This is a genomic window from Zooshikella ganghwensis (assembly GCF_018263875.1).
In the GTDB taxonomy this organism is placed as follows: domain Bacteria; phylum Pseudomonadota; class Gammaproteobacteria; order Pseudomonadales; family Zooshikellaceae; genus Zooshikella; species Zooshikella ganghwensis.
In genome coordinates, this window is sequence record NZ_JAEVHG010000008.1 from 15,630 (window position 1) to 37,391 (window position 21,762).

A 21,762-nucleotide genomic window follows, 5' to 3' on the forward strand; every position below is an offset into this window, starting at 1 on the left:
ACATTAGCTAACTATAGTATAGAGGGATATTGAATGATTATTCTTTTGGAGAGTTCACAGATGGGTTCTCAGTGAGCACTCTAGTGTAGAGTTCACGTTGGCTTGAAATATCAAATTTTTTATTACTATTTTTTATGGCAGTCTTAAATAGTTGGCTATACTCACCGCTTTGTTTAAGTTCAGAAAAGCCTTTGTTAAACATAGCCATTAACTTTTTGTTTTTAGGGTTGCTTTTGCTAATTAATAAGTAAGCATCCCTTTGTGTTAAGGGTTTCGGGTGGTTCGTTATATACTGTTTGGCTATATCAGAAAAATGGTTATTGAGTTCTTGGTAACCAACGATGATGTCTTGAGGAAAAATATCTATTCTGTTTTTTATTAACATCTTAAATAAGATAAGATCAGAAGGGAAACGTTGTATGTTGAGCACGCCATTCTTTTCATATTCAGCGAATTTTGTGGAAACATAAGACCCTATAGGGGCTCCTATTTTATACTCGGTTAAATCATCCAGTGATTCCCAGTTAAATTTAAGATCTTTATGATGAAAAAAAACGACGGAAAATTTTACTAGTGGCTCATCACTAAAGTAAAAGAAAGGCATCCGTTCAGGAGTTTTGTACCACAAAAAAGTACCCTCAACAGCCCCTTTTTTGGCCATGTCTAATGCCCTAGCCCAAGGTACAAAGTGGTAGTCAACATTGATGCCAACGTTAGCAAATGCTCGAGTAATCACTTCACTGATAATACCATGTTCCTGCTCCTCTTTAAGCACGTAGGGCTCCCAATTATCTGCAGCTAGAGTGATCGTTTTACTTTGGGCTGCTGGGATTATGGCTAGCAGAAATACAAAAAGTCCTATAGTTACTATCCGCTTTATTCCATGAGTGAAGATAGTAAACATATAAGCAAACCCGTCTTGTTGTTAAGTTAGGCGCTTAAACTTTATCTGTAGTTACATCAAACGCCCATTTGAAAAAAAGTTACCATAGTTGGATGCGCTTGATAAATAATTATTCCATAATGATTTGCTATTTTAACTTTACATTTAATGAGTGGAGTTGATAAAAAATAAGGTTAGAGACAGTTTATAATAAAAAAGTCAACAAAAGCAGGCATATGCTCCAGGTCCTTGTGTCGTAGAATATGAGTATGAGAAGAACGATAAAGCATGCAAAAAACCACTTATAAGAGGGAAATATAATGATACTTTTGCGGGTAATGGCAAAAGTTCAGGTTAAGGCGTTGGTTGCTTTTTGGTGAGAACTTCATCTAAGAATTGATCGTATTCACCACTTTCCATAAGTTGAGAAAAACCTTTGTCAAATAATTTAATGATTTTTCTATTTTCAGGATTTTTCTTGGAAAGCAAAAGGTAGGATGGCCTCTCTGTCAGTGGTTTTGGGTGGTTGGTAATAACCCTAGAAAAATCATCAGAGAAACTATTATTTAGCTGGCTATACCCTACAAAAAAATCGTGGGGGAAGAGGTCGATTCTGCTTCGAATAAGCATTCTAAATAAGGTGATATCTGAACTAATGCGTTTTACGTTAATCAATCCAGATTTATCGTACCTCTCAAATTCGTCTGATATATGGGACCCTATTGGTGCTCCAATAAGGTAACTCTTCGTATTATCTAATGTATCCCAGTTAAATAGCATATTTTTACGATGAAAAAAGACTACAGATATTGTAAGTATAGGAGCTTCGCTAAAGTAAAAAAATGGTTCTCTTTCTGCGGTTTTATACCATAAAAAAGTGCCATCTATAGTTCCATCCTTAGCCATTTCTAGTGCTCTTGCCCAGTTAGTAAAGTGATACTCGACGGAAACACCCACTTTTTCAAAAGCTTTACTTATAACGCGACAGGCAAAACCATTATGTTTATCTTGCTTGAAGACATAAGGTTGCCAGTTTTCTGCTGCTAGGGTAATAGTTTTGCCATAACCAATGGACGACAATAGTAAACAAAAAAATAGAGATATTGTAGCAGCTACTATATAGATAGTGGGTCTAAAGAAATTTTTCATTATAATTTTTCTAACTAAACCAGGAAGCTTTTTGGGCTGTTTAATATTAGCCTTACTATAGCATACCTAATTAATGAGTAATGATTAAGCTAAGGTATTACTGTTACTTGCTTATTATATACCTTTGCAAGTCAATTTCATGGGCGCTACTCATTGCTTACTCTAACAGACCGGTGAAGCTGTTTAATGTGTTCTCAACACATTATTAGGGGACAGTGCTTTTGGTTGCTAAGAATAGTGGGAATGCAATTAATGCATAATGGTTTGGATGTCATATAGTAGAGCAAGGAAGGAACCATTGTCGTAGAGCATTTAACTGTTTCTTCATTTACTTACTAACATAAGCACCCATTAGCACTTTTATATTACTTAAAGTCGCTATTGCTAGTTTAACTGCAAAGCTTACCCAGAGGCTTCACTGTTTGACGGCTTTGTTAGTGCTTGTCATAACAGACCAGACTAGCCCCGCTAAAAATCCTTCGTTGTGAGTATAGGTAGAATATAGTGCTTAACATGATCAAAAATACTAAATTGATTGTTGTTATTCTTATTCATAACTGCTTCAAGAAACTGGTCATACTCTCCACTTTCTTTTAGCTCGGAAAAACCTTTATTAAACAAATTTATAAGCTCAGTGTTTTTATGCTTCTTTTTACTAATGAGTAAATAAGTATTTCTTTCTACTAGAGGTTTCGGGTGGCTGGTAATATTGTTAATGGCCTCTTCAGAAAGGAAATTAGATAGCTCATGATAGCCAACAATATAGTCATGGGGAAAAATATCTATTCGGTTTTTTAAAAGCATTTTAAAAATAATAATATCTGAGGGCAGCCGTTGGACTGTAAGCAAACCACTTTTTTCATACCTGGTAAACTTAGACGATATATAAGATCCAATTGGTGCTCCGATTTTGTATTGTGTAATATCCTCCAACGTTTCCCAGTCGAAACTGAGGTCTTTATGGTGGAAAAAAACTACAGATGTTTTAACGAGAGGCTCTTTACTAAAGTGAAAGTAAGGGGTTCTTTCTGGTGTTTTATACCATAGAAAAGTGCCATCAATAGTCCCTTTTTGGGCCATCTCTAAAGCTCTAGCCCATGCTACAAAGTGATATTCAACATGAATGCCCACTTTGGCAAACGCATGAGTAATTACTTTACAGATAAATCCGTAGTCCTTATCATTTTGATTTACATAAGGATTCCAGTCTTCAGCTGCGAGGACGATGGTGTTATTTTGGGCATAGGATACTGAAATTGAAAGTAATAACAGAAATCCTGTAGTTACTACCCATTTAGTCGCATGAAAGTCGATAGCAAGCATGTAAAGTTTCCCATAAAAAAGTTATATATTTAAATGTATACCCTTCACCAACAAATTTTATGTGCATTATCCATAACGTTTATCCTGACGGACTAGCAAATCTGTTCTAGTGTGTTCTCTACACATAGGTATGGTTTGTTGCACCATACAGAGCATCTAGATTATCGCTCTTGAGCAATAGTGATGGTGAGAATGCAAGATGGTATGGATGTCATGTGTTAGTGCCATGTAGGGGGCTAATGCTGTGGAACATTTAACTGCAACCTCCGTTGCGCTAGGAAAAGTAAATGGTTGCTTACAAGCAAAGTGTTTTCGTTACTGCTTCTGTATCTTCTATAGCAAATTAGCATAGAAGGGTAATCGATTTATCTTTATTGATGTGATGTGTGTCACGATCGATTTAGTCGTGTCTAGCTAAAATCTGCGCCTTGTTCTGGCCCTGCTGGTTAATTATTGAATGAAATAGCCAAAGTCTCATCGTGAGATGTGCCTCTGGGATAGTGTTCCTTGCGTTATGAAGGTTTGTTCATTAGAAGAGATAGATTAAGTATGCGTAGTAATCAACAGACAATACTCCTTCAGGATGCGATCAAGGCGTATGAATTAGATTTTATGGATGAGGCTATTAGTAAGTTTTTACTGTTAGCTGAATCTGATAATATTCCTGAAGTTTTTCAGTACTTATATTTTATTTATAAAAATGGTGATGGTGTATCTATTGATGTTGAAAAAGCGGAAGCTTTCAGGACTCGTTATATAAGAGCTGTTAAGCGTTTAGCTCAGGTGGGTAAAGAAGAGTGGAAACTCAAGTTAGCGTATATGTACTTCTACGGTGATGGGGTTCGTCAGGATAATCAACAAGCAATAGAATTGTTTCATGAGCTTGCTACAGCAGGGCATACAGTAGCTCAATTTACTTTATGGAAAATTTACAAAGCAAACTCGGCAGCGCCAAGTAGCGATGGGATTTACTGGTTACAGAAGGCGGCAGGACAAGGGCATACAGAAGCCATGTACACACTGGCAAGTTTAATGCTAATTGGCAAACTTGGTGATGAGAATGCTCATAGTGAAGCGATTTGTTTGTTAACACAATCGGCTGAAAAAGACTTCTTGCCTGCTGAAGAACTGCTGAGAAAAATGCGCAGTCGACAGCTTGATAAGCTCAGAATGAAAAAAATTGCGTGATAAAACTACTGATAAAAAGGAGTATTAATCTTAGTTGTTAATACTCTCTTGTTTAATGATTTTGTCAAAAGTACCTGACGACTTTATTTTTTTCAGTCCGTGATTGATGACTAAAATTTTTTGCTCGGGGTCCACTGTTTTTTTTGATATAGCAATATATTGAGTCATCATTGCAACTGGTGGTTTGATGATAGTAAAAGCATCTTTATAACGGTGGTGCTTTACTCTAATTAAATAGTTTAGGTAGTTTTCATCTAAGAGGGTAAGTTGAATACGGCCTGAAAAAAGCTTTTGTAAATTCTTTTCGTCATCTGCAACGAGCTCAATATCATACCCCTTGTTTTTGACAGACTCGGGAATGTAATAGCCTCTTACTGTACCAAGACGATAGTTACTTGATGCAAGATCAATTGCTGTCCCATTCTTTTTAATAAGAGACCATTTATTAGTCATTACTGGGTCAGAGTATAAAAAATATTTAGTCCGCTCTTCTGAATACCAAACTCCCATTATGCCATCTACTTGTTCCCCTGTTTTGGCTTCTTCAATCGCTCTGTTCCATGGTACAAATTTGAGTTCAAGAGAGTAACCTGAAAGACTGATAGCTGCAGAGATAATACGAGGAATAGGCCCGAACTGCTCCATACTTAGACTATGGTAAGGGGGATAATCCATCACAGTTAAGACGATGGTATTTGATTCATTTGCTGCGCTCACATGCGATGACGATATAATAAGCAGCGTGAGTAAATGTTTCACTAAGCATAATAGTTTCATTTTGGTTACACATTGATGAGTGCGACTATTAACTATTAGTGTAGACTCCTTTGGAGTGCTAAGTGTTTTTGTTTAATTTAGATCCCTCACGATATGCCAGGCTAGCTTCGTAATAAAAACTATGCTTATACTGCTGACATGATAGCCATTTTCAGAAGGAAGCAATATGAAGGACGCACTCCGTCTTTTGAAGGATAAAAAATTAAGGCATAAGGAAAGATATACGTCACTAGGGTACCAATATGTTATCGCTGATAACATCAATTTTTTAAATAAAGATGATTGGAGTGAACTAACGAAAAATAAAACAGTATTTATGAGTTTGGCGTATTTACAAGTATTGGATGCTCATAGTCCAAAAAATACAGAGCAACGTTACGCGTTAGCTTATCAGAATGGAAAGCCCATTGCTGCATTTGTTTTTCAGCTTGCGGTCATTAGTGGGGAACAATTGGTATTACCTGATAAAAAACTGAAGGAAAAAGTGGTTAAGCGCTATCAAGAGCGTGTATTAGTGTGTGGAAATCTGGTATCTAATGGTTTGCATGGTGTAGCTCTTAGTGATGAGCTACCTGTTGAGCAAGGATGGCGAATTGCTGCAGAACTGATGTATCGTATTCGCCGTGGTGAGAAGATAAATGGCTCTGTTAATTTTGTGTTAATAAAGGATCTTAATAAAGGTGAATTGGATGATTCAATGGTAATGGAGCGCTACAGTTATCGAAAGATACAAACAGATCCGGATATGGTGCTACATCTACCAAAACGTTGTGATTCATTTGACGATTATTTGCAGCTACTGACCTCAAAGTATCGTAACAGAATTAGAAAAGTCATAAAAAACTTACAGCAGACCAATATTACAGATGAGCGTGTTACAGATTTAGCCCCTTATGAGGCTATTATCCATCGCTTGTATTTACAAGTAGAAGAGCGGGCGGAGGTAAGGCCTGCAACATTACCACAAGGTTACTTCTCGGCCTTAGCTAGCGCCTTAGGCAAGGGATTTTGCTGCTCAATAGTTAAACATGATAATGAAATTGTAGGCTTTGTTTCGACGATCAAAGATGGAGATATTGCTAAAGGTTATTATGTCGGTTTTGATGAACAAACTAACCAAACCTTTCCTATTTATTTCCGGTTATTGCAATTGGTGATTGAACACGGAATTAGTATGGGGTGTCAGGTTATATCTTTTGGACGAACGGCATCGGAACCAAAAACAGGTTTAGGCGCTAAGCCATTTTCAACCTATGTCTGGGCGCGGCACAGGTTACCTACGGTAAATTTTATTGTGCGAAAATTATTCCGAGTGATTCCTTGTGAAGAGGCACCTGAACGCAATGCGTTAAAAAAAAGTGAAGGATAGTTTTATTTTAAAAAGAATAAAATGAATGATCTATAATATTAAAATTAAGTTCTACTAAGTAGTAAATTTAGTTGTAAGTAAAGGTTTACTGTCATGAATAAGAATTATGTAGGTTCATTGGCAGTGCTTATTACAGCACAGTTGTGTACTACGCCATTATTTGCCAGTAAGTCACACTATGGAGAGCGGTTTTGCGAGTATGAAACGATTACCTGCTACCGTGTAAAACGAGGTGACAGCTGGCACTCTCTTTTTCCTGATTCGACGCGGCGAGATTTAATTCAGCGGTTTAACCGAATGAATGTAAGACTGCGCCCAGGAATGAAACTTGCCGTTCCGAATGAGCTTCATTCAATGACACTCATGGATATTTCACCATTTAAAGCTCAAATTCCCGATTCAGGCGAAAAAATGATTGTGGTTAATTTAGATGTATTAGCCTGGGGAGCTTATGATGAGGGAGGAAGTTTAGTCCACTGGGGACCTCTGTCAGGAGGTAAAGACTGGTGCCCTGATGTAAAACGTCCTTGTCGAACAGTGACAGGAACTTATTCAATACAGCGTAAATTAGGTTCTCGTTGTAAATCTTCCAAGTATCCTTTAGGAAAAGGTGGGGCGCCAATGCCTTACTGTATGTTCTTTTTCCGTGGCTTTGCACTTCATGGCTCACCTTATGTACCAGGATACAATGCAAGTCATGGTTGTGTTCGCTTATTTCCTGAAGATGCTCGGTGGATTAACCAGGAATTTGTAGATTTACCATCATCTCCGCTTGGAGGAACAAGGGTCATTGTCGAGCGTTCTTAATAAGAAGATAAAAAAAGGCCAGCGGATAAGCTGGCTTTTTTTTATTCTGGGTGCTGATTGTATTAGTGCTTTTACTGTCATAACAGTGATATTCAAATAGTGTTAACAGGCCCTAGCTTGGATTTTCAGGAGGGACTTCCTCTATTGAGGGTGGAGTTACCGCATCTGTGCCTTTTTGGGAATTCAGGTAAGTTATTTCTGAGTCATCAATAATCGTAGTATTGCCTGATATGTTATCTATTGTCACAGTATACACACCTGCAGCAGTGGCAACGGTCATATAGGTTTGTTGAGAGCCACGACTGATAGAAACGGTTTCAAAACTTTCTCCGTTCACTTTTTGGCCAGTCCAAACATTTACATCATCAATAGCATTTCGTGTACTGGTGAGCTTCATATCAACCACATCGTTAATATGGGGCAATGGTAAAGAAAGCGTTTGGCCAACAGCAAAGTTTTCAATCACGCCTGTATTTATTTGCGCATGAGCAACGTGTAACCCATTTTCTTCAACAATAGGATTTTGCTCGTCAAGTTCCCAGGCCTTTATGGGACCGTAATCAACTGAACCTTTTTGCATGAGTGCTGCATCTATTTCCGCGACATTAATGGGTTTTTGATCTTTTAAATTTTGTTCAGGTGTTGTTGCTGCAGCCGTAATTTGCTCTGATGCTGGAGTTTGTGATGGCTGTGTTTGTGATGATTGTGTGGTTTGTTCTTTCGGTTCTGGTGTTTGAGCAACAGGTTTAGGGATTGCTCCGTCGTCACTGGGTTGATAAAAAATGATAACGGCAATTGCTCCAACAATTAAGGCAACAACGGCGGTGGTTAAATGCTTGGTCATGGTAGCACCTCTAAAACGATGAAAATCTTTATGGGTAGCTTTTCTTTTCTATGTGGTGTGCAGAAACAGGTGAGCTTAGTTTAATTAAATCGGTAAAGAGTGCTTCGCCTACTGCTATTTAAAAGATACTTGAAAACAGTATAGTCGAATATAACAGTAAATAATTTTTAGATTTATAGCGTAAAATAATTTTTCAGTATTTGAATTTTATTGGTTATATAAAAAGGGGCATTATATGCCCCTTTTTATACGCTTATTGCTTCTCTAAGACTTTGACATTATCGATATTAAATTTAATACCGGATTTAGGTCCAAAGAAGAAGAGTTTTTCGTAGCGAATTTGGCCTACGGGTTTGAACGAAATGTCGCCACTAATAGCTTGCCATTGACCGGCAGCTGTTGGTTGACGTTTGATAACAACCCAGTGATGGCCAGCATCGTCGATGTAGTACAACCTCATATCAGCATATTGAGTACCTGTAGCGGCCGAATCAAGTCGGAAGTCTGCAGATACTGTGTAAGTTTTGCCTGATTTAATGATACCTTTGACATCGTACAGTGCGCCAGAGTACCAGTAAGGGCGGTAGGTAACGGCTAAGCTGTAAGAGCCTTCTCCTGCCGAAATCGGTGCCAACTGAATTGAGCTTCGGAAAGCCGCGCCCCAACTCTGTAAACCATTTTCAAAGTTACTGTAGAGTAATGAGGTAGGAACAACAGGTTTAGGCTGCTCACTAGACTTGGTCAACTTAACTTCGTCTATCAGCAGTCCAGCATCATTATAAGGTGTGTGAATGAATAAATAAGCTGTCTTTAACTCTGTTAATGTTGAGGTTTTTTCAACATTAATCCGCTCAGAAATAACCGTAAATTCCTGGTCTGTAACAGATGCTACTTTAATCGTTTTATAACGCTGACCAGGTATTACTAAAAAGATCTGAACATCTCGACGTACATTGTTAGCGCTATCAATTTTGACTTTAGCTGAAAAGTCGTAGTTAGTATTAAGCTCTAAACCTTCAATAGGTTGATAAGCACCATTACTGTATCGACCATTGCTGGCACGTAAGACATTATCAATACAGTCGTGAGTGATTTCAGCAACCTCTAATTGACCACCATAGGTAGTTCCCCAGTAGTGGGTAGTATTTTCATTAAAGTCGCCATCTTTAACAAAGTTATCAGTAACAGGCTGCTTTTTACAGGCTGTTTTGGTAACGGTTGTTTGTGTTGTGGTTGTTTCAGTAGTCGTTTCTTTGGTTGTTTCTGTTTTTGTCTCTGAAGTGGTTTCAGTTGTTGTTTCTGTAGTTGTCGAAGTTGTTTCATCAACCACTTTGGTTGGCATAAAGTCAGCCAGCTGAACAGCTAGACGGTTAAGTGCTTCTGCAGCGTTTGCGGCTTTACTGTCTGTGATGGGTTTACCACAGGCTAAGCCTTTACATGCATAAACATCGGGATTAGAAAAATACTGTAAACGGGGTACATAGCTACCGCTGGAGTAAGCTGACTGGTAGGCCATAGTTGTAACAAAAATATTATTTTCACCGTGGCCGCGTGCCCAGTCGTAAACACCACCTTTGCTACCTTGTGCATAAGAGTGGCTAAGACTCATGTTATGACCTAATTCGTGGGCATAAGAGCTGGTACATTGAATATTTACCCAGTTGAAAGCATAAGATTTGGCATAGCTATAAAGCTTATTGGTTTTTTCATCGCCTTGAGCGACATAACCTAAGCCACAGTAACCAGATGCAGGGCCAACTAGAGAGACAAAGTCAGCACCGTATTGAGCACGAAGTGAGGCAACATATTCGCTGTTTTTTAATTTCTCCAGGTCACCATCACCGATAACGTCGCCAAAACCTTCACTAGCAGGCAAGGCGCTATGGTGTACTAAGCGTAACCGCATATTAATTTTACTGTTGATATAGCTTTGGTTGGCATACTCAACAAAGGCGTTGAGCCGGGCAGCCATATCGTTTTTATTTGCAGTATTGGCGGTGTATACGGCCATTACATCAATGACAACAGGCTCTGCAATAGCAACGGTTGATACAGATGCTACAGCAAAAGCCACTGGACTTAGCAGTGCCTTACCAAGTGCGTTCATAACTATCCTCTTTTCCCTAATCTAACGTCGCTAATGTGATTTTGTTTTTTAATTTTAAAAAAACAAAACCATATATTTGGTGCGTAGGATTTAATGGTTGTGTTGGCAATAGTGCCTTTTTTTAATTTATTGACGCTGAGTTGTGGGAGAGAAATTTACCTCAATGAAACATAAGTATGACTTGAAGTTTGTCACAAAAAAACTTTGTTCGTGAAGTAAATCAATGTAATAAAGATAAACGGTTAACTAAAAATATGTATTTCTTATCTTATTTATAGTGAGATATTAGTTGCGTTGATGATGGTGATTGATTTAGAGGTGCCCTTTAGTCATTCTGTGCTAGGGCCTGTTAACACTATTTGAATATCACTGTTATGACGGTAAAAGCACTAATCTAGGCGCGAAGAGTGAAGTTTAGTTATTCTAAATGAACAATGAGCAACAACGAGTAGTGCTTTTACCGTCATAACCCTTCGGGCCGTGATTATTTTTCCGCCTAGCAGTGTTACAAGTCATTTATGTAGAATGACTACACGGCATTCCTTGTGCCTTGCTAGGCGAAAAAATAGTCTAAGGCAGTGGTGATTCAAATAGTGTTAACAGGCCCTAATCAAATTTATTGGTTGGTTTGGAATTGATTTTAATTAATAGCAAAAGGTAATAGAAAATAGTTTTTGTCTGAAAATACGCTGCGAAAAATAAAAAAGGAGAAACGTAAAAAGTTTCTCCAAATAACAATTAGAAGATAAAGGTCTGATTTAGTGGGCGGTCGGCAGCTGAAAAAAAGACTCTGCGACGTGCCTGGTTTGGTTAGCTATTATTTGATAACCAACGTGCTGGCAGTCAGCAATGGCTTTTATGACTTCAGGTAAAAATGCGGGTTCGTTACGTCGGGATTTTGGTTTGGGAGAAAGTGTTCTGGGCAAAAGGTAAGGTGCATCCGTTTCAACCATCAGCCGATTGCTAGGAATGCTGGGTATAAGCTCCAGTAGGTGTTGCCCTCGGCGTTCATCACAAATCCAGCCAGTTAAACCAATATGTAAATCTAAGTCCAAGTAGTTATACAAGGCCTGCTTATGTCCAGTAAAACAATGAATCACAGCATTAGTAAGGTAATCTCGATAATCTTTAAGAATGGCTTGCATTCTCTGATCAGCATCTCGCTCGTGTAAAAAAACAGGCAGTTTTAATTCACAGGCAAGCTCTAGTTGTTGAATAAATACTTTTTCTTGTTGAGGGCGGGGAGAAAAGTCACGGTTAAAATCCAATCCCATCTCCCCCAAAGCAACTGCTTTTTTATCCATTGCCAGTGAGCGCAGTTGATCCATGCTTTGAGCGTTGGCCTGTTTTGCATCGTGTGGGTGAATGCCTACAGTGGCGAAACATACATCATCATATTGGTTGGCAAGCTCTAGGGCTTTCTCACTGCCATTGACTGAAGTGCCTGTAATAATCAGCGTATTCACACCAGCTTGTTTTGCTCTTGAGAGGACATCCTCTCTATCGTTATTAAAAGATTTATCCGCAAGGTTGACACCAATATCAATCAAAGTAGGTGATGATGCTTCCACAGTTGAAAAGACCTCTTTTGTATTAAGAAACTTTACATGCGGGCATTTTTATACGAAGGCTCTTTTTATAAAAGCTTTTGTACGAATGTTTATGGCTGACTTATTTTGTACGCTTAAAGATATGGGTTAATTTCAGCCAATCCCACATGTAAAGTGCATCAATATAATGAAGAATAAGCTTACAGCTTTTGTAGTTGGTGTGCAGCACTTAAGCTGGCAAGGTAGGCATCACGCACAATAAAATCGCTAATGTTAAGTTGAAGTAGCCGTCCCCAGTTTATTTTTTGCCAGGCCGCCTGCTCGTATAATATGGTGGTTGATAAGATAAACCCCATGGTGCCTTTAAAGTGTAAGGCTGCGTCGATATGTTCAGTGGGTAGGGCGAGACTGGATAAAACACTTTCTAATGTTTGATCAAAAAAAGCATCAAGCATTGATAGCAAACCGACGAGAAAATACTGTGAAGGATCACAGCCTTTAATGTGTCGTGACATAAGCTGACACATTAACGCTCGCTGCAGAGCCAGCACAATAAGCTCGTTAGGTTTATCGACCAGTGTACTAAGTTTAAGCATGATGACCAGGTTGCGTATTTGAGTAATCCCCAACATGGTGATGGCTTGCTTAATACTTTCAACGGTTCTTGTACGGCGATAATAGGCTGAGTTGACAAGCCTTAAGATTTTGATCGCAATGGTAGGATCTTTATCGATAATGGACTCTAACTCTGATACCTCTACATCAGGATTTTGCAGTTTAGCTAATAGCTGCATCACGATCGCTTTGTTGGACTCAAGCCGGTGACCGTGAATTTGTTCTGGCTTACATAAAAAATATCCTTGGAATAAATCAAAGCCAGCATCTCGGCAAAAGCTAAGCATACCGTAAGTTTCAACCTTTTCTGCCAGGGTTTTTACATTAAACGCTTTTAATTCAGCCAAGAGCTGGGGAATATCTTCTTTGGGGGTATCCAGTACATCAATTTTTACAATATCAACATAGGGTAGGACGGAAGGTTTATCTTCACTGTGCTGATAGTCATCAAGGGCAATGGTGTAACCATCATTATGAAGCTGTTTTACGGCAGCAACAGTTTGCTCGTCAAAGATAATATCTTCTAGCACCTCAATGACAAAACGGCTTTTATCAAGTGCTGGTGGGTTGAACAAAAGTTGATGAGTGAAGTTGATATAGGCAGGAACCTCACCAATAACTTCATCTAACTGTAAAGAGCCAATAACATTATCCAACAGGTTTGAAGTGGCGGCATCCCCATCTTCAAAAATGGCTTGATAGTCATTTTGATCTCTAAACAGTAACTCATAGGCTTTGACTTTTTTCTGTGTGTCAAAGATGGGTTGACGAGCCAATAGAATTGTTTTTTCAGCCATGATTTTTAATAAAAATTAAGCTATTGGGGCTTCCTTGATCTTTCTCTAGTCTAGTTGAAGGAGGCTAGCTTGGGTAGGCTAAGAAGCTAGCGGGCTATGCAGGGAAAGGTGGAGACAATAAAGAGGGCTTCACTAACAGGCATAGTGATCGCCTATTAGTGAAGTTTGACGTTGAGCCTATGATGAATGATGAGCTGGTTGCGCGACTAGTTCATCCACCTCTGTGTCTTCCTGATGCTTTCTTGCAAAGAAGGTATACATCGTAGGGACAATGTATAAGGTGAATAGAGTACCAACCGTCATACCCGTAGCTATCACTAAGCCAATATTGAAGCGACTAATGGCTCCAGCCCCATCAGCCAGAACCAGTGGCACAACACCAAGAACCATTGCACCTGTGGTCATAAGCACCGGCCGTAACCGGATGGCGGTCGCTTCCAGTACAGCCTGTTGAACACTGTATCCTCGCTCTTTTTGCAATTGATTCGCAAATTCAACAATCAGAATACCGTGTTTGCTGATCAGTCCAATAAGTGTCACCAAGCCAATTTGGGTGTAAATATTCATAGTACTGACTCCTAAGAATAGCGGAACCAGTGCACCAAAGATTGACATGGGCACGCTGATCAGTACCACGAAAGGATCGCGAAAGCTTTCAAACTGTGCAGCGAGAACCAGATAAATCACAATTAATGCAAAGACAAAAGTGATTAATAAAGCACTGCCTTCTTGCATGAACTGCCGAGATACTCCCGAGTAATCGCGACCAAAGCCTTGGGGAAAGACTTTATCTGCAGTTTCATTCAGAAATGCCAGGGCATCACCCAAGGCAACACCAGGCATGACAATACCCTGAATTGTTGCAGCATTAAGTTGTTGGAATTGTTTAAGCTGGTTAGGCTTACTGATTTTTTTAGTGGAAATAACTGTACTCAAAGGAACCAGATCATTCTGCTGGTTTCTGACGTAATAACGCTTCAGCCAGCTTGGATCAATACGTGATAAGGCTTCGGCTTGAGGAATGACTTTGTAGCTGCGTCCATCAAGGGTAAAACGGTTGACCCGACCTTCACCCAGCATGGTTGCTAAGGCATTACCTATAGCGGCCATACTTATTCCTAGCCGGGCGGCTTTATCCCGATCAATCCAGACTTGCCATTCTGGCTTATCGAATTTCAGGTCACTGGTGATCATCATGAATTTGCCGCTTTTTCTCGCTTCAGCAAGTACCCGCTCTGTAACCTGATGCAGTGTTCGGTAGTCTGCCGTCGTATTGACAATAAACTGGACGGGTAAACCATCACCTGATCCAGGTAGTGGCGGCATATTGAATGAAAAGATTTGTAAGCCAGCAATATCATTTAATTTTTGTTGTAACTGTGGCTGTATTTCAAGCTGGCTGCGTTCACGCTCATCCCAAGGCTTGAGAATCATACCGGCAATGGAATTATTCACGCCGCCCATGCCATTGACCAAAAAGGAGCTATCATACTCGGGAAATGAGTTAAAAATAGACTCAAACTGTTTAGTGTAGGCATTCATATAATCGATATTGGCATATTGAGGGGAAGATGAAGAAATAAACACCACGCCTTCATCTTCATTTGGTGCAAGCTCACTTTCAATAAATAAAAACATGACAGGTAAACTGCACAAAATGACAATTGCAAATACCACTGTGGGGGCACGGTACTGTAAAACACTGGCCAATGAACGTTGAAAACGCTGCTTAAGTTTATCGAAGAGTTTATCTAATTTAGCGGCTAATTTACTTTCGTGACTGGCATCCTGTAATAACTTAGAGCACATCATGGGGGATAGCGTCAGGGCGATAATACCTGAAATAATAACAGCACCTGCCAGCGTGAAGGCAAACTCTGTAAATAATTTCCCCGTAAGCCCTCCTAGGAAACCAATAGGTGCATAGACTGCTGCCAACGTAATTGTCATGGCAACGACAGGCATGGCAATTTCTCGAGCACCTAAAATGGCTGCTTTATAGGGGCTTAATCCCTCTTCAATATGGCGGTGAATATTTTCCAGTACGACAATCGCATCATCTACCACTAAGCCAATTGCCAGTACCATGGCGAGTAAGGTAAGTAGGTTAATCGAGTAACCCATGACCAGCATAAAAAATAAAACACCTACCATGGATAAGGGGATGGTTACCACCGGAATAATCACTGAACGTAACGCGCCTAAAAATAGGAAAACAACAAAAATAACAATAACCGTTGCTTCGATCAGCGTTTTGACTACCTCATTAATAGACGCTTCAATAAAGCGAGTGGCGTCATAGACAATATCTGCTTTTAAGGCAGAAGGCAGTTGTTTTTTGACTTCAGGTAGTTTGTTTCGTACCCGCTGAATGACTTCCAGAGGATTGGCAGAAGGCGTTGAGCTAATCGCCATATAGACGGACTGAATACCATTAAAGGCAACATAGGAATCAAAGCTTTCTGCCGATAGTTCAACTCGTGCCACGTCTTTAACACGTACCAGTGCATCTTCACGGCTGGCAATAACGATGTTGCCAAAGGCTGTAGGTGAAGTTAAATCTGTTTTAGCATTAACCCCTGTAACAATAAACTCACCTTTTGTTTCGCCTGCAGCAGACAGGAAGTTATTGGTGCGGATGGCTTGATTAATATCTTCACTGGTAATCCCATGAGCTGCCATTTTTACTGGGTCTAACCAAATACGCATGGCAAAGGTTTTTTTACCTAATATTTCTGCTTCAGCGACACCTTCAATGGTAGCTAATTTGGGTTGTACGACACGTGTGAGATAATCGGTAACTTGCTCGTTATTCATTTCCTCGCTGTAAAAACTCATATAGAGCAAAGCGGTGCCTCTTGCTGACTCTTTGGCGACCACAGGCTTATCAGCATCTTCTGGCAGTTCATTTTGAACTTCAGCTACTTTGGCCATTATTTCAGTTAATGCAGCGTTGGCGTCATAACCTAAAATAAGGTTGGCTTTAACTGAAGATACGCTTTGCTGGCTGCTTGAAGTGATGTAATCAATCCCCTCAGCACTGGCAATGGCCTGTTGGATTGGGGTAGTAATAAAGCCCTGAATAACATCACTGCTGGCACCTGCATAAGTGGTAGTAATGCTAATCACTGCATTCTCAAGTTTAGGGTATTGACGAATGCTGAGGGTTTCAAATGCTTTAAACCCTAATAATAAAATCATCATACTAACGACAGTGGCCAGCACCGGTCGTTTTATAAAAACATCAGTAAAATGCATGGCGTAGCTCCTGCCTACAACTCAACATCATTATTGATAATGATGCGGGTACCATTATTCAGCTTTAACTGACCAGAAGTGACAACCTGCGCCCCAGCTTCCAGACCACTAAGGACAGCCACTTCACCATTGCGCTCTTCACCGGTTTTGACGTAGTGGCGGGTGACTGTCAGTAAGGGGTTTCCATCTTCAGCCTTGCCTTCTTCTTTAATTAAAAATACCGAGTCGCCATATAAACTGTAAGTAATCGCTGTAAGCGGAACGGTAATGACAGGTTTTGTGGTGGGTAATAAAACACGTAAATTAGCAAACATACCAGGTAACAGTTTATCTTGCTCATTACTGACACTGGCTCGAACTAGCAAATTCCGTGTTTCTTCATTCACCTTTGAGTTAATGGCAATTAATTTTCCTCTGAATACATCTTTATTGTGGGCTTCAACGGTAAACTCTACTGTTTGATCAATGGCTAATTTAGGGAAGTCCTGCTCTGGTAAATTAAAATCGACATATAAAGGGTTAGTGTCCTGAAGTGTAGCAATAGGTGTTCCTGGCGAGACATATTCTCCAAGGTCGACCATACGAATACCAATTTTCCCATTAAAAGGAGCACGAATTGTTTTTTTCGCAATAACGGCCTTGGTGCTTTCGACACTGGCGACGGCTTCTTCTAATGTTGCTTTACTGCGGTCAAAAGTGGTTTGAGGAATGGCCCGCTTAGCCAGCAATGTTCGATCACGTTCGTAATTAATTTTGGCCAGTTTTAGTTGGGCCTCAAAACGTTTTAAGTCTGCTTGCTCAACTTGATCATCAATTTTAATTAAGATTTGACCTTGGGAAACCTCTTCACCAGATTTGAATAGTATTTCTTTAATTGTACCACCCACTTCGGTACTCACTTCTACACCGTTGACAGCGGTGAGTGTACCAATTGAATTTAAATAAGGTTGCCAGTTTTGAGTTTTGGCCTTGTCGGCAGAGACTGTAACGGGGGGAGGGCTGTAATTTGCAAATGCAGCCATGCCTTCGGTAATTTGCTGGTATTTCAGACCAAAAATAGCACCAAATATTATTAATAATATGATAATTACAATCATCATGCGTTTAAACATGAAGAATTCCTTGCTTAAGTGTTAGTGACTTCAATGACCTGAAAACAGGCATACCATGTATAAATAATTTTTAATTTGTCAGGGTTAAAGACCCCATGCTGCCATTGAGTATTTTATACGTAATGTTATGTACGCTTATTAAGGGAAAGAAAGTGTTAGTTGTCCATCGCTCTCAGTCTGTTATTTCCTTTGCAATGATTGTTTAGCAACTTTAATGGTAGAAAGACAAAGAAGCCCAGGTAACATTGCAGACTGTGACCATATTCATTACGTATGAATGGGGGTTATGCTGCTCTCTGTTTAAGTTTTTCCAAAATAGCGTATGATGCATGGTTTTCTACCATACTATAACGTATGTTTTTATTTTCATGCAATCATTCTTGCAAGCACAGCATGTTCGTTCGGTATTTGAGTAACTGGATAAATAAGGTATGACTAAAGCGACTCATGAAGACTGGCTGTATGCCGGGTTTCGAATTTTGGTGAAAAAAGGGCATAACCAACTGACAATTGATAATTTATTATTGTTGCTTGGAGTGACGAAAGGCTCATTTTACCATCACTTCAAGAGTCGTCAGGATTTTACCGAACAGCTATTAGGTTATTGGCGGGAGCATATCGCTACCCGTGCTATTCGAGAGTTACAACTACGCCACTTGGCTCCTCTGGCTTGCTTAGATGAAGTGCTGGTGAGTGTTGCCAGCAGTCGAGATGTAGGAACAGTGATACCACAGCTTCAAGGGATTGATGCGTTAGTGCTGGAGATGGCTATACGGGCTTGGGCTCAGCACTGTAGTTATGCTGCAAATCACCAGCAAAGTGTTGATCAGGAGCGAATGGCATTTTTAAATCACATGTTTTGTCAACTGGTCAACGATCAGACGCTGGCTAAAAGTTTTAGCTGGCTGCTAATGTTAACCTGTGTTGGTGAAAAGCATGTGCCTATTCAAATTAGCAAGCAACAGTTTCGTCAGGTTTTATTATTAATTCGTCAACTTGTAGTCGAGCAGTCAATTGATAATGTTGGTTAGCTGAGGCCTTTCGGCGTAGTTTTGTTTGCTGTTATCTGCTAACTACCTAGGCTTGAGGTAAGTTATAAATTAATTATAAGTTATCAATTAATTAAGGGAGGGCAGGCGGCTGATATGACAGAGTTAACCTTCAAAATAAACAAACTCAAGCAGCAGATTGCAGAATGTGAGCGAAAAGCCCGAGAGTATGAGCAGCAGGCTCGTGAGATAACCGTTTATCAGCACTTTGATAACCGACGGGTAAGTATGCTTAAGCAAAAAGCAAGGGCAGAACGGCGTAAGGCGGAGCAGTTAAAGCATGAGTATGCACAGTTAAAGTCATAACGCAGTGATAACCTGGGCATGAACTGGTAGGCTGTCTTGGTAAGCGTATTAAGTAGCAGTAATATAAGGGGGCAGAATGGTATGTCATATTGTATTGTTGAAATGTAAATCTGCAATTACCGAGCAGGAAACATTGCAACTCGAAAGCGCTCTGGTGAGTCTAGAGGGTAAGATACCTGGTTTACGACAAGTGATTTTTAATAAAAACATCAGTCCAGAAGGTAAGCAGCAAGGTTTTACTCATGGTTTCTATATGATGTTTGAGAATTTGGCTGCACGTGATGTGTATTTGACTCACCCTGAGCATCAACAAGTGAAACCATTTATTCGACAGGTATTGGCTGATGAGCCAGAGGCAATTCTGGTCATTGATCTTTGAGCACCAGAAATACATGAAAAAATGATGACGGAAAATAGCTAGCTGCTGTCGTCTATTGGCTCACTGAAACACCTTCAGTATCTTCTCCTATAAAGCGATAGCCAATTCCTGGCTCTGTTTCGATAAAGCGAGGCTCTATAGGATTGTCTTGCAGCTTTTGCCTGAGTCGTGCAATAAAAATGCGTAAGTAATGAGTGTCATGAATATGGTGCTCCCCCCAAAGCTCCTTAAGTAAAAACTGTTGAGTTACTAAGCGACCTTGGTGATTAAGCAGGGTTTGTAGTAGTGCAAACTCTTTTTTTGATAGGTGGACAGGCTGATCATCAACCAGTACTTTTCGAGAAGCAAAGTTTATGTAGAGGCCCTGCTGCTGATATTCAACCGTGGGTGTTGACACGTTGGCAAAACACTGCAGTAAATTTTTGACTCGGGCAAGAAACTCTTTAATACCAAAGGGCTTTTCCACATAATCATTGCCGCCATGATCAAAGGCCATGACTTTTTCATGCTCCTGGTTTCTTACAGACAAAACCAGTATTGGTTGTTGAGCAAACTGTCGTATTTCTTGCAACACATGCTGTCCGTCCATGTCTGGTAAGCCTAAATCGAGCACGATTAAATCTGGCTGCTCTGTCGCCACAAGATTAATACCTTGCTGTCCGGTTTCAGCTTCAATAATTTCATATTGCTGAGATTGTAAGCTGATACGTAAAAAGCGGCGTATCTGAGGTTCGTCATCAATGATCAGAATCCGTGCCATCGACAGGCTCCTCTATTGGCTGTTGAGTGGGGAGAGGAATATGAAAGACAAAGGTTGCTCCTGTGTTAGGGGCAGATGATGCTGTGACTTCAATGAATCCGCCATGGGCGCGAAGAATACTTTGACTGATGGCTAGTCCTAAACCGGTACCGGGAGGCTTACAATCCCCTCTGCTTACGGTATAAAACATATCGAAAATTTGTTCTCGCTCATCTTCAGGGATACCTGGTCCTTCGTCTATTACGCTCAGGAGCAATGTATCCTCTTGCTGGGCTGTTTGCAGCTCAATTACTCCATCCTTAGGGGTGAATTTAATGGCATTTTCGACAACATTAAATAGTGCTTGCTCAATTAGAGCGGGATGAACATAAAGCAGTGGTGTTGGCTGCACACCTGTGACATGAATATATTGGTGCTGTAAGAGGGGCTTGCTGCGCTTGAGAGTGACATTAATAATATCTTCTATCGTGACCCAGTCTCTTTCCAGTTTTAATTCACCATGTCCTAGCCGGGTCATATCCAGTAAATTCTGAACATAGCGGTTTAAGCGCTTAGCTTCTTCTAATATAGCTGTCAGCAGCTCTTGCTGGTCATCTACACTGAGTTGCTGATGAAAGGCTTGTAAGGTACTTACTGAACCAATCATAGTGGCCAGTGGGGTTCGTAAGTCATGAGAGACTGAAGACAGTAGGGCTGACCGCAGCATCTCCCGTTCATTATTCATTTTTTCTTGTTGCAGGCTATTCATCAAAGCACATTGGCGAAGTGCTTGTTCAGCTTGTTGGACAAAGGTGTGAATAAGTATGGTAGTTGGAGGAAAAGGGGATGCTTCTGTTTTGGCAGAGAGCATGAGTACGGAAATGACACTATCACCCTGTACTGGAAAAAATAAATATGGGCTTTGGCTAAAACTAGAGGCACCAGCTCCACAAGGTTGAGCGTGCTGCGCAGCACTTTGAAAAGCACTCAGGGCGGCAGGCTCCAGTGGAGGAAGGCTATCAGGTGGATAATGTTGGCAGTTGACGTTGAGTACTTGGTTAATATGTTGACATAAACAATCAAGCACAGCTTGCTGTGATAGGCAAGACGACAACTGTTGGGCAAGCTGGAGTTGATGATGCAGCATTTTATCATTGCTATGTAATAGCTGCATTTGTTGCCGAAGACGTCCACCAATTCGTCCAACCACGAGTGCAATCAGTAGAAAAAAACAGACTGTGAGGATTTCTTCTTGATGAATCATTTCAAGGGTAAAACGTGGACTCATAAAAAAGAAGTTGTACGTCAAGAAGCTTATGAGTGAACACAAAATGGCAGGTGTGGTGTGGGTGTGAAGCGCCGTGAGTAACACTGCCGTTAAATATATGAGTGAAACGTTCGCAATCGGCAGGTAGCTAGCCACAGCCGCGGCCAACACTGTGGCTAAAATGGGGGTGGTCAATGCTAGCCAGTAAGGGTGACTTAACCACTGGGGAGGAAACAGGTTCAT

General features: G+C 40.2%; 18 protein-coding genes. 6 read left to right on the top strand and 12 right to left on the bottom strand.

The genetic code is table 11. The annotated features are described in order from the left end of the window. Positions 1–37: 37 nt before the first annotated feature. From KHS79_RS12505 to KHS79_RS12515, 3 genes are all read right to left on the bottom strand, one after another. Complete coding sequence (locus KHS79_RS12505; RefSeq protein WP_212719456.1) at positions 38–775, bottom strand: substrate-binding periplasmic protein; 738 nt, start codon at positions 773–775, stop codon at positions 38–40. A gap of 462 nt (positions 776–1,237) precedes the next feature. Continuing rightward, positions 1,238–2,032: a substrate-binding periplasmic protein gene (locus KHS79_RS12510; RefSeq protein ID WP_212719459.1), complete on the bottom strand. Its 795-nt coding sequence runs from the start codon at positions 2,030–2,032 to the stop codon at positions 1,238–1,240. Between the two features lie 468 nt (positions 2,033–2,500). After that, positions 2,501–3,355: a substrate-binding periplasmic protein gene (locus KHS79_RS12515; protein ID WP_212719461.1), complete on the bottom strand. Its 855-nt coding sequence runs from the start codon at positions 3,353–3,355 to the stop codon at positions 2,501–2,503. 549 nt (positions 3,356–3,904) lie between these two features. Between KHS79_RS12515 and KHS79_RS12520 the strand changes: the two genes are divergently transcribed. Beyond that, positions 3,905–4,543, top strand: coding sequence for a tetratricopeptide repeat protein (locus KHS79_RS12520; protein WP_212719463.1), 639 nt, complete (start codon positions 3,905–3,907; stop codon positions 4,541–4,543). 30 nt (positions 4,544–4,573) lie between these two features. On the opposite strand, the gene KHS79_RS12525 is transcribed toward KHS79_RS12520, so the two are convergent. Next, positions 4,574–5,260, bottom strand: a complete 687-nt coding sequence (locus KHS79_RS12525; protein WP_212719465.1) for a transporter substrate-binding domain-containing protein — start codon at positions 5,258–5,260, stop codon at positions 4,574–4,576. A gap of 226 nt (positions 5,261–5,486) precedes the next feature. On the opposite strand from KHS79_RS12525, the gene KHS79_RS12530 reads away from it, so the two are divergent. Beyond that, positions 5,487–6,689: a GNAT family N-acetyltransferase gene (locus KHS79_RS12530; RefSeq protein WP_212719468.1), complete on the top strand. Its 1,203-nt coding sequence runs from the start codon at positions 5,487–5,489 to the stop codon at positions 6,687–6,689. A gap of 93 nt (positions 6,690–6,782) precedes the next feature. Next, positions 6,783–7,496, top strand: coding sequence for a L,D-transpeptidase (locus tag KHS79_RS12535; protein ID WP_027709301.1), 714 nt, complete (start codon positions 6,783–6,785; stop codon positions 7,494–7,496). Positions 7,497–7,608: 112 nt separating this feature from the next. Here the strand turns inward: KHS79_RS12535 and KHS79_RS12540 are convergent, their stop codons facing one another. The 6 genes from KHS79_RS12540 to KHS79_RS12565 all read right to left on the bottom strand — a co-directional run bounded on the left by KHS79_RS12540 (position 7,609) and on the right by KHS79_RS12565 (position 17,779). Further along, positions 7,609–8,340 carry a hypothetical protein gene (locus tag KHS79_RS12540; RefSeq protein WP_027709302.1) on the bottom strand — a complete coding sequence of 244 codons (732 nt, stop codon included), beginning with the start codon at positions 8,338–8,340 and terminating at the stop codon, positions 7,609–7,611. Between the two features lie 253 nt (positions 8,341–8,593). Then, entirely contained in the window at positions 8,594–10,447 is a 1,854-nt protein-coding gene (gene mep72, locus KHS79_RS12545) for a biofilm-associated metzincin protease Mep72 (RefSeq protein ID WP_212719471.1), read from the bottom strand. 758 nt (positions 10,448–11,205) lie between these two features. Beyond that, a complete protein-coding gene (locus tag KHS79_RS12550; RefSeq protein ID WP_212719474.1) occupies positions 11,206–12,018 on the bottom strand; it encodes a TatD family hydrolase in 813 nt (270 codons plus the stop codon). Positions 12,019–12,197: 179 nt separating this feature from the next. Then, positions 12,198–13,409 (bottom strand): EAL and HDOD domain-containing protein, encoded by a 1,212-nt coding sequence (locus KHS79_RS12555; protein ID WP_094786764.1) that lies wholly within the window; start codon positions 13,407–13,409, stop codon positions 12,198–12,200. 177 nt (positions 13,410–13,586) lie between these two features. Further along, positions 13,587–16,667: a MexW/MexI family multidrug efflux RND transporter permease subunit gene (locus KHS79_RS12560; RefSeq protein ID WP_212719477.1), complete on the bottom strand. Its 3,081-nt coding sequence runs from the start codon at positions 16,665–16,667 to the stop codon at positions 13,587–13,589. A gap of 14 nt (positions 16,668–16,681) precedes the next feature. Then, the gene (locus KHS79_RS12565) at positions 16,682–17,779 is read right to left on the bottom strand and encodes an efflux RND transporter periplasmic adaptor subunit (RefSeq protein WP_027709307.1); all 1,098 of its coding nucleotides are present in this window, start codon (positions 17,777–17,779) and stop codon (positions 16,682–16,684) included. A 431-nt stretch (positions 17,780–18,210) separates the two neighbouring features. Between KHS79_RS12565 and KHS79_RS12570 the strand changes: the two genes are divergently transcribed. From KHS79_RS12570 to KHS79_RS12580, 3 genes are all read left to right on the top strand, one after another. Then, positions 18,211–18,810 (top strand): TetR/AcrR family transcriptional regulator, encoded by a 600-nt coding sequence (locus KHS79_RS12570; protein ID WP_212719480.1) that lies wholly within the window; start codon positions 18,211–18,213, stop codon positions 18,808–18,810. A 114-nt stretch (positions 18,811–18,924) separates the two neighbouring features. Next, on the top strand, positions 18,925–19,134 hold the full coding sequence (locus KHS79_RS12575; protein WP_027709309.1) for a hypothetical protein: 210 nt from the start codon (positions 18,925–18,927) through the stop codon (positions 19,132–19,134). A gap of 76 nt (positions 19,135–19,210) precedes the next feature. Further along, positions 19,211–19,513: a Dabb family protein gene (locus tag KHS79_RS12580; protein WP_027709310.1), complete on the top strand. Its 303-nt coding sequence runs from the start codon at positions 19,211–19,213 to the stop codon at positions 19,511–19,513. A gap of 52 nt (positions 19,514–19,565) precedes the next feature. Here KHS79_RS12580 and KHS79_RS12585 read toward each other — a convergent pair whose 3' ends face one another. Together KHS79_RS12585 and KHS79_RS12590 are read right to left on the bottom strand one after the other, a co-directional pair. Next, positions 19,566–20,273, bottom strand: coding sequence for a response regulator (locus KHS79_RS12585; protein WP_027709311.1), 708 nt, complete (start codon positions 20,271–20,273; stop codon positions 19,566–19,568). Next, complete coding sequence (locus KHS79_RS12590) at positions 20,251–21,762, bottom strand: sensor histidine kinase (RefSeq protein ID WP_212719483.1); 1,512 nt, start codon at positions 21,760–21,762, stop codon at positions 20,251–20,253. The genes KHS79_RS12585 and KHS79_RS12590 overlap by 23 nt, the downstream gene beginning before the upstream one ends.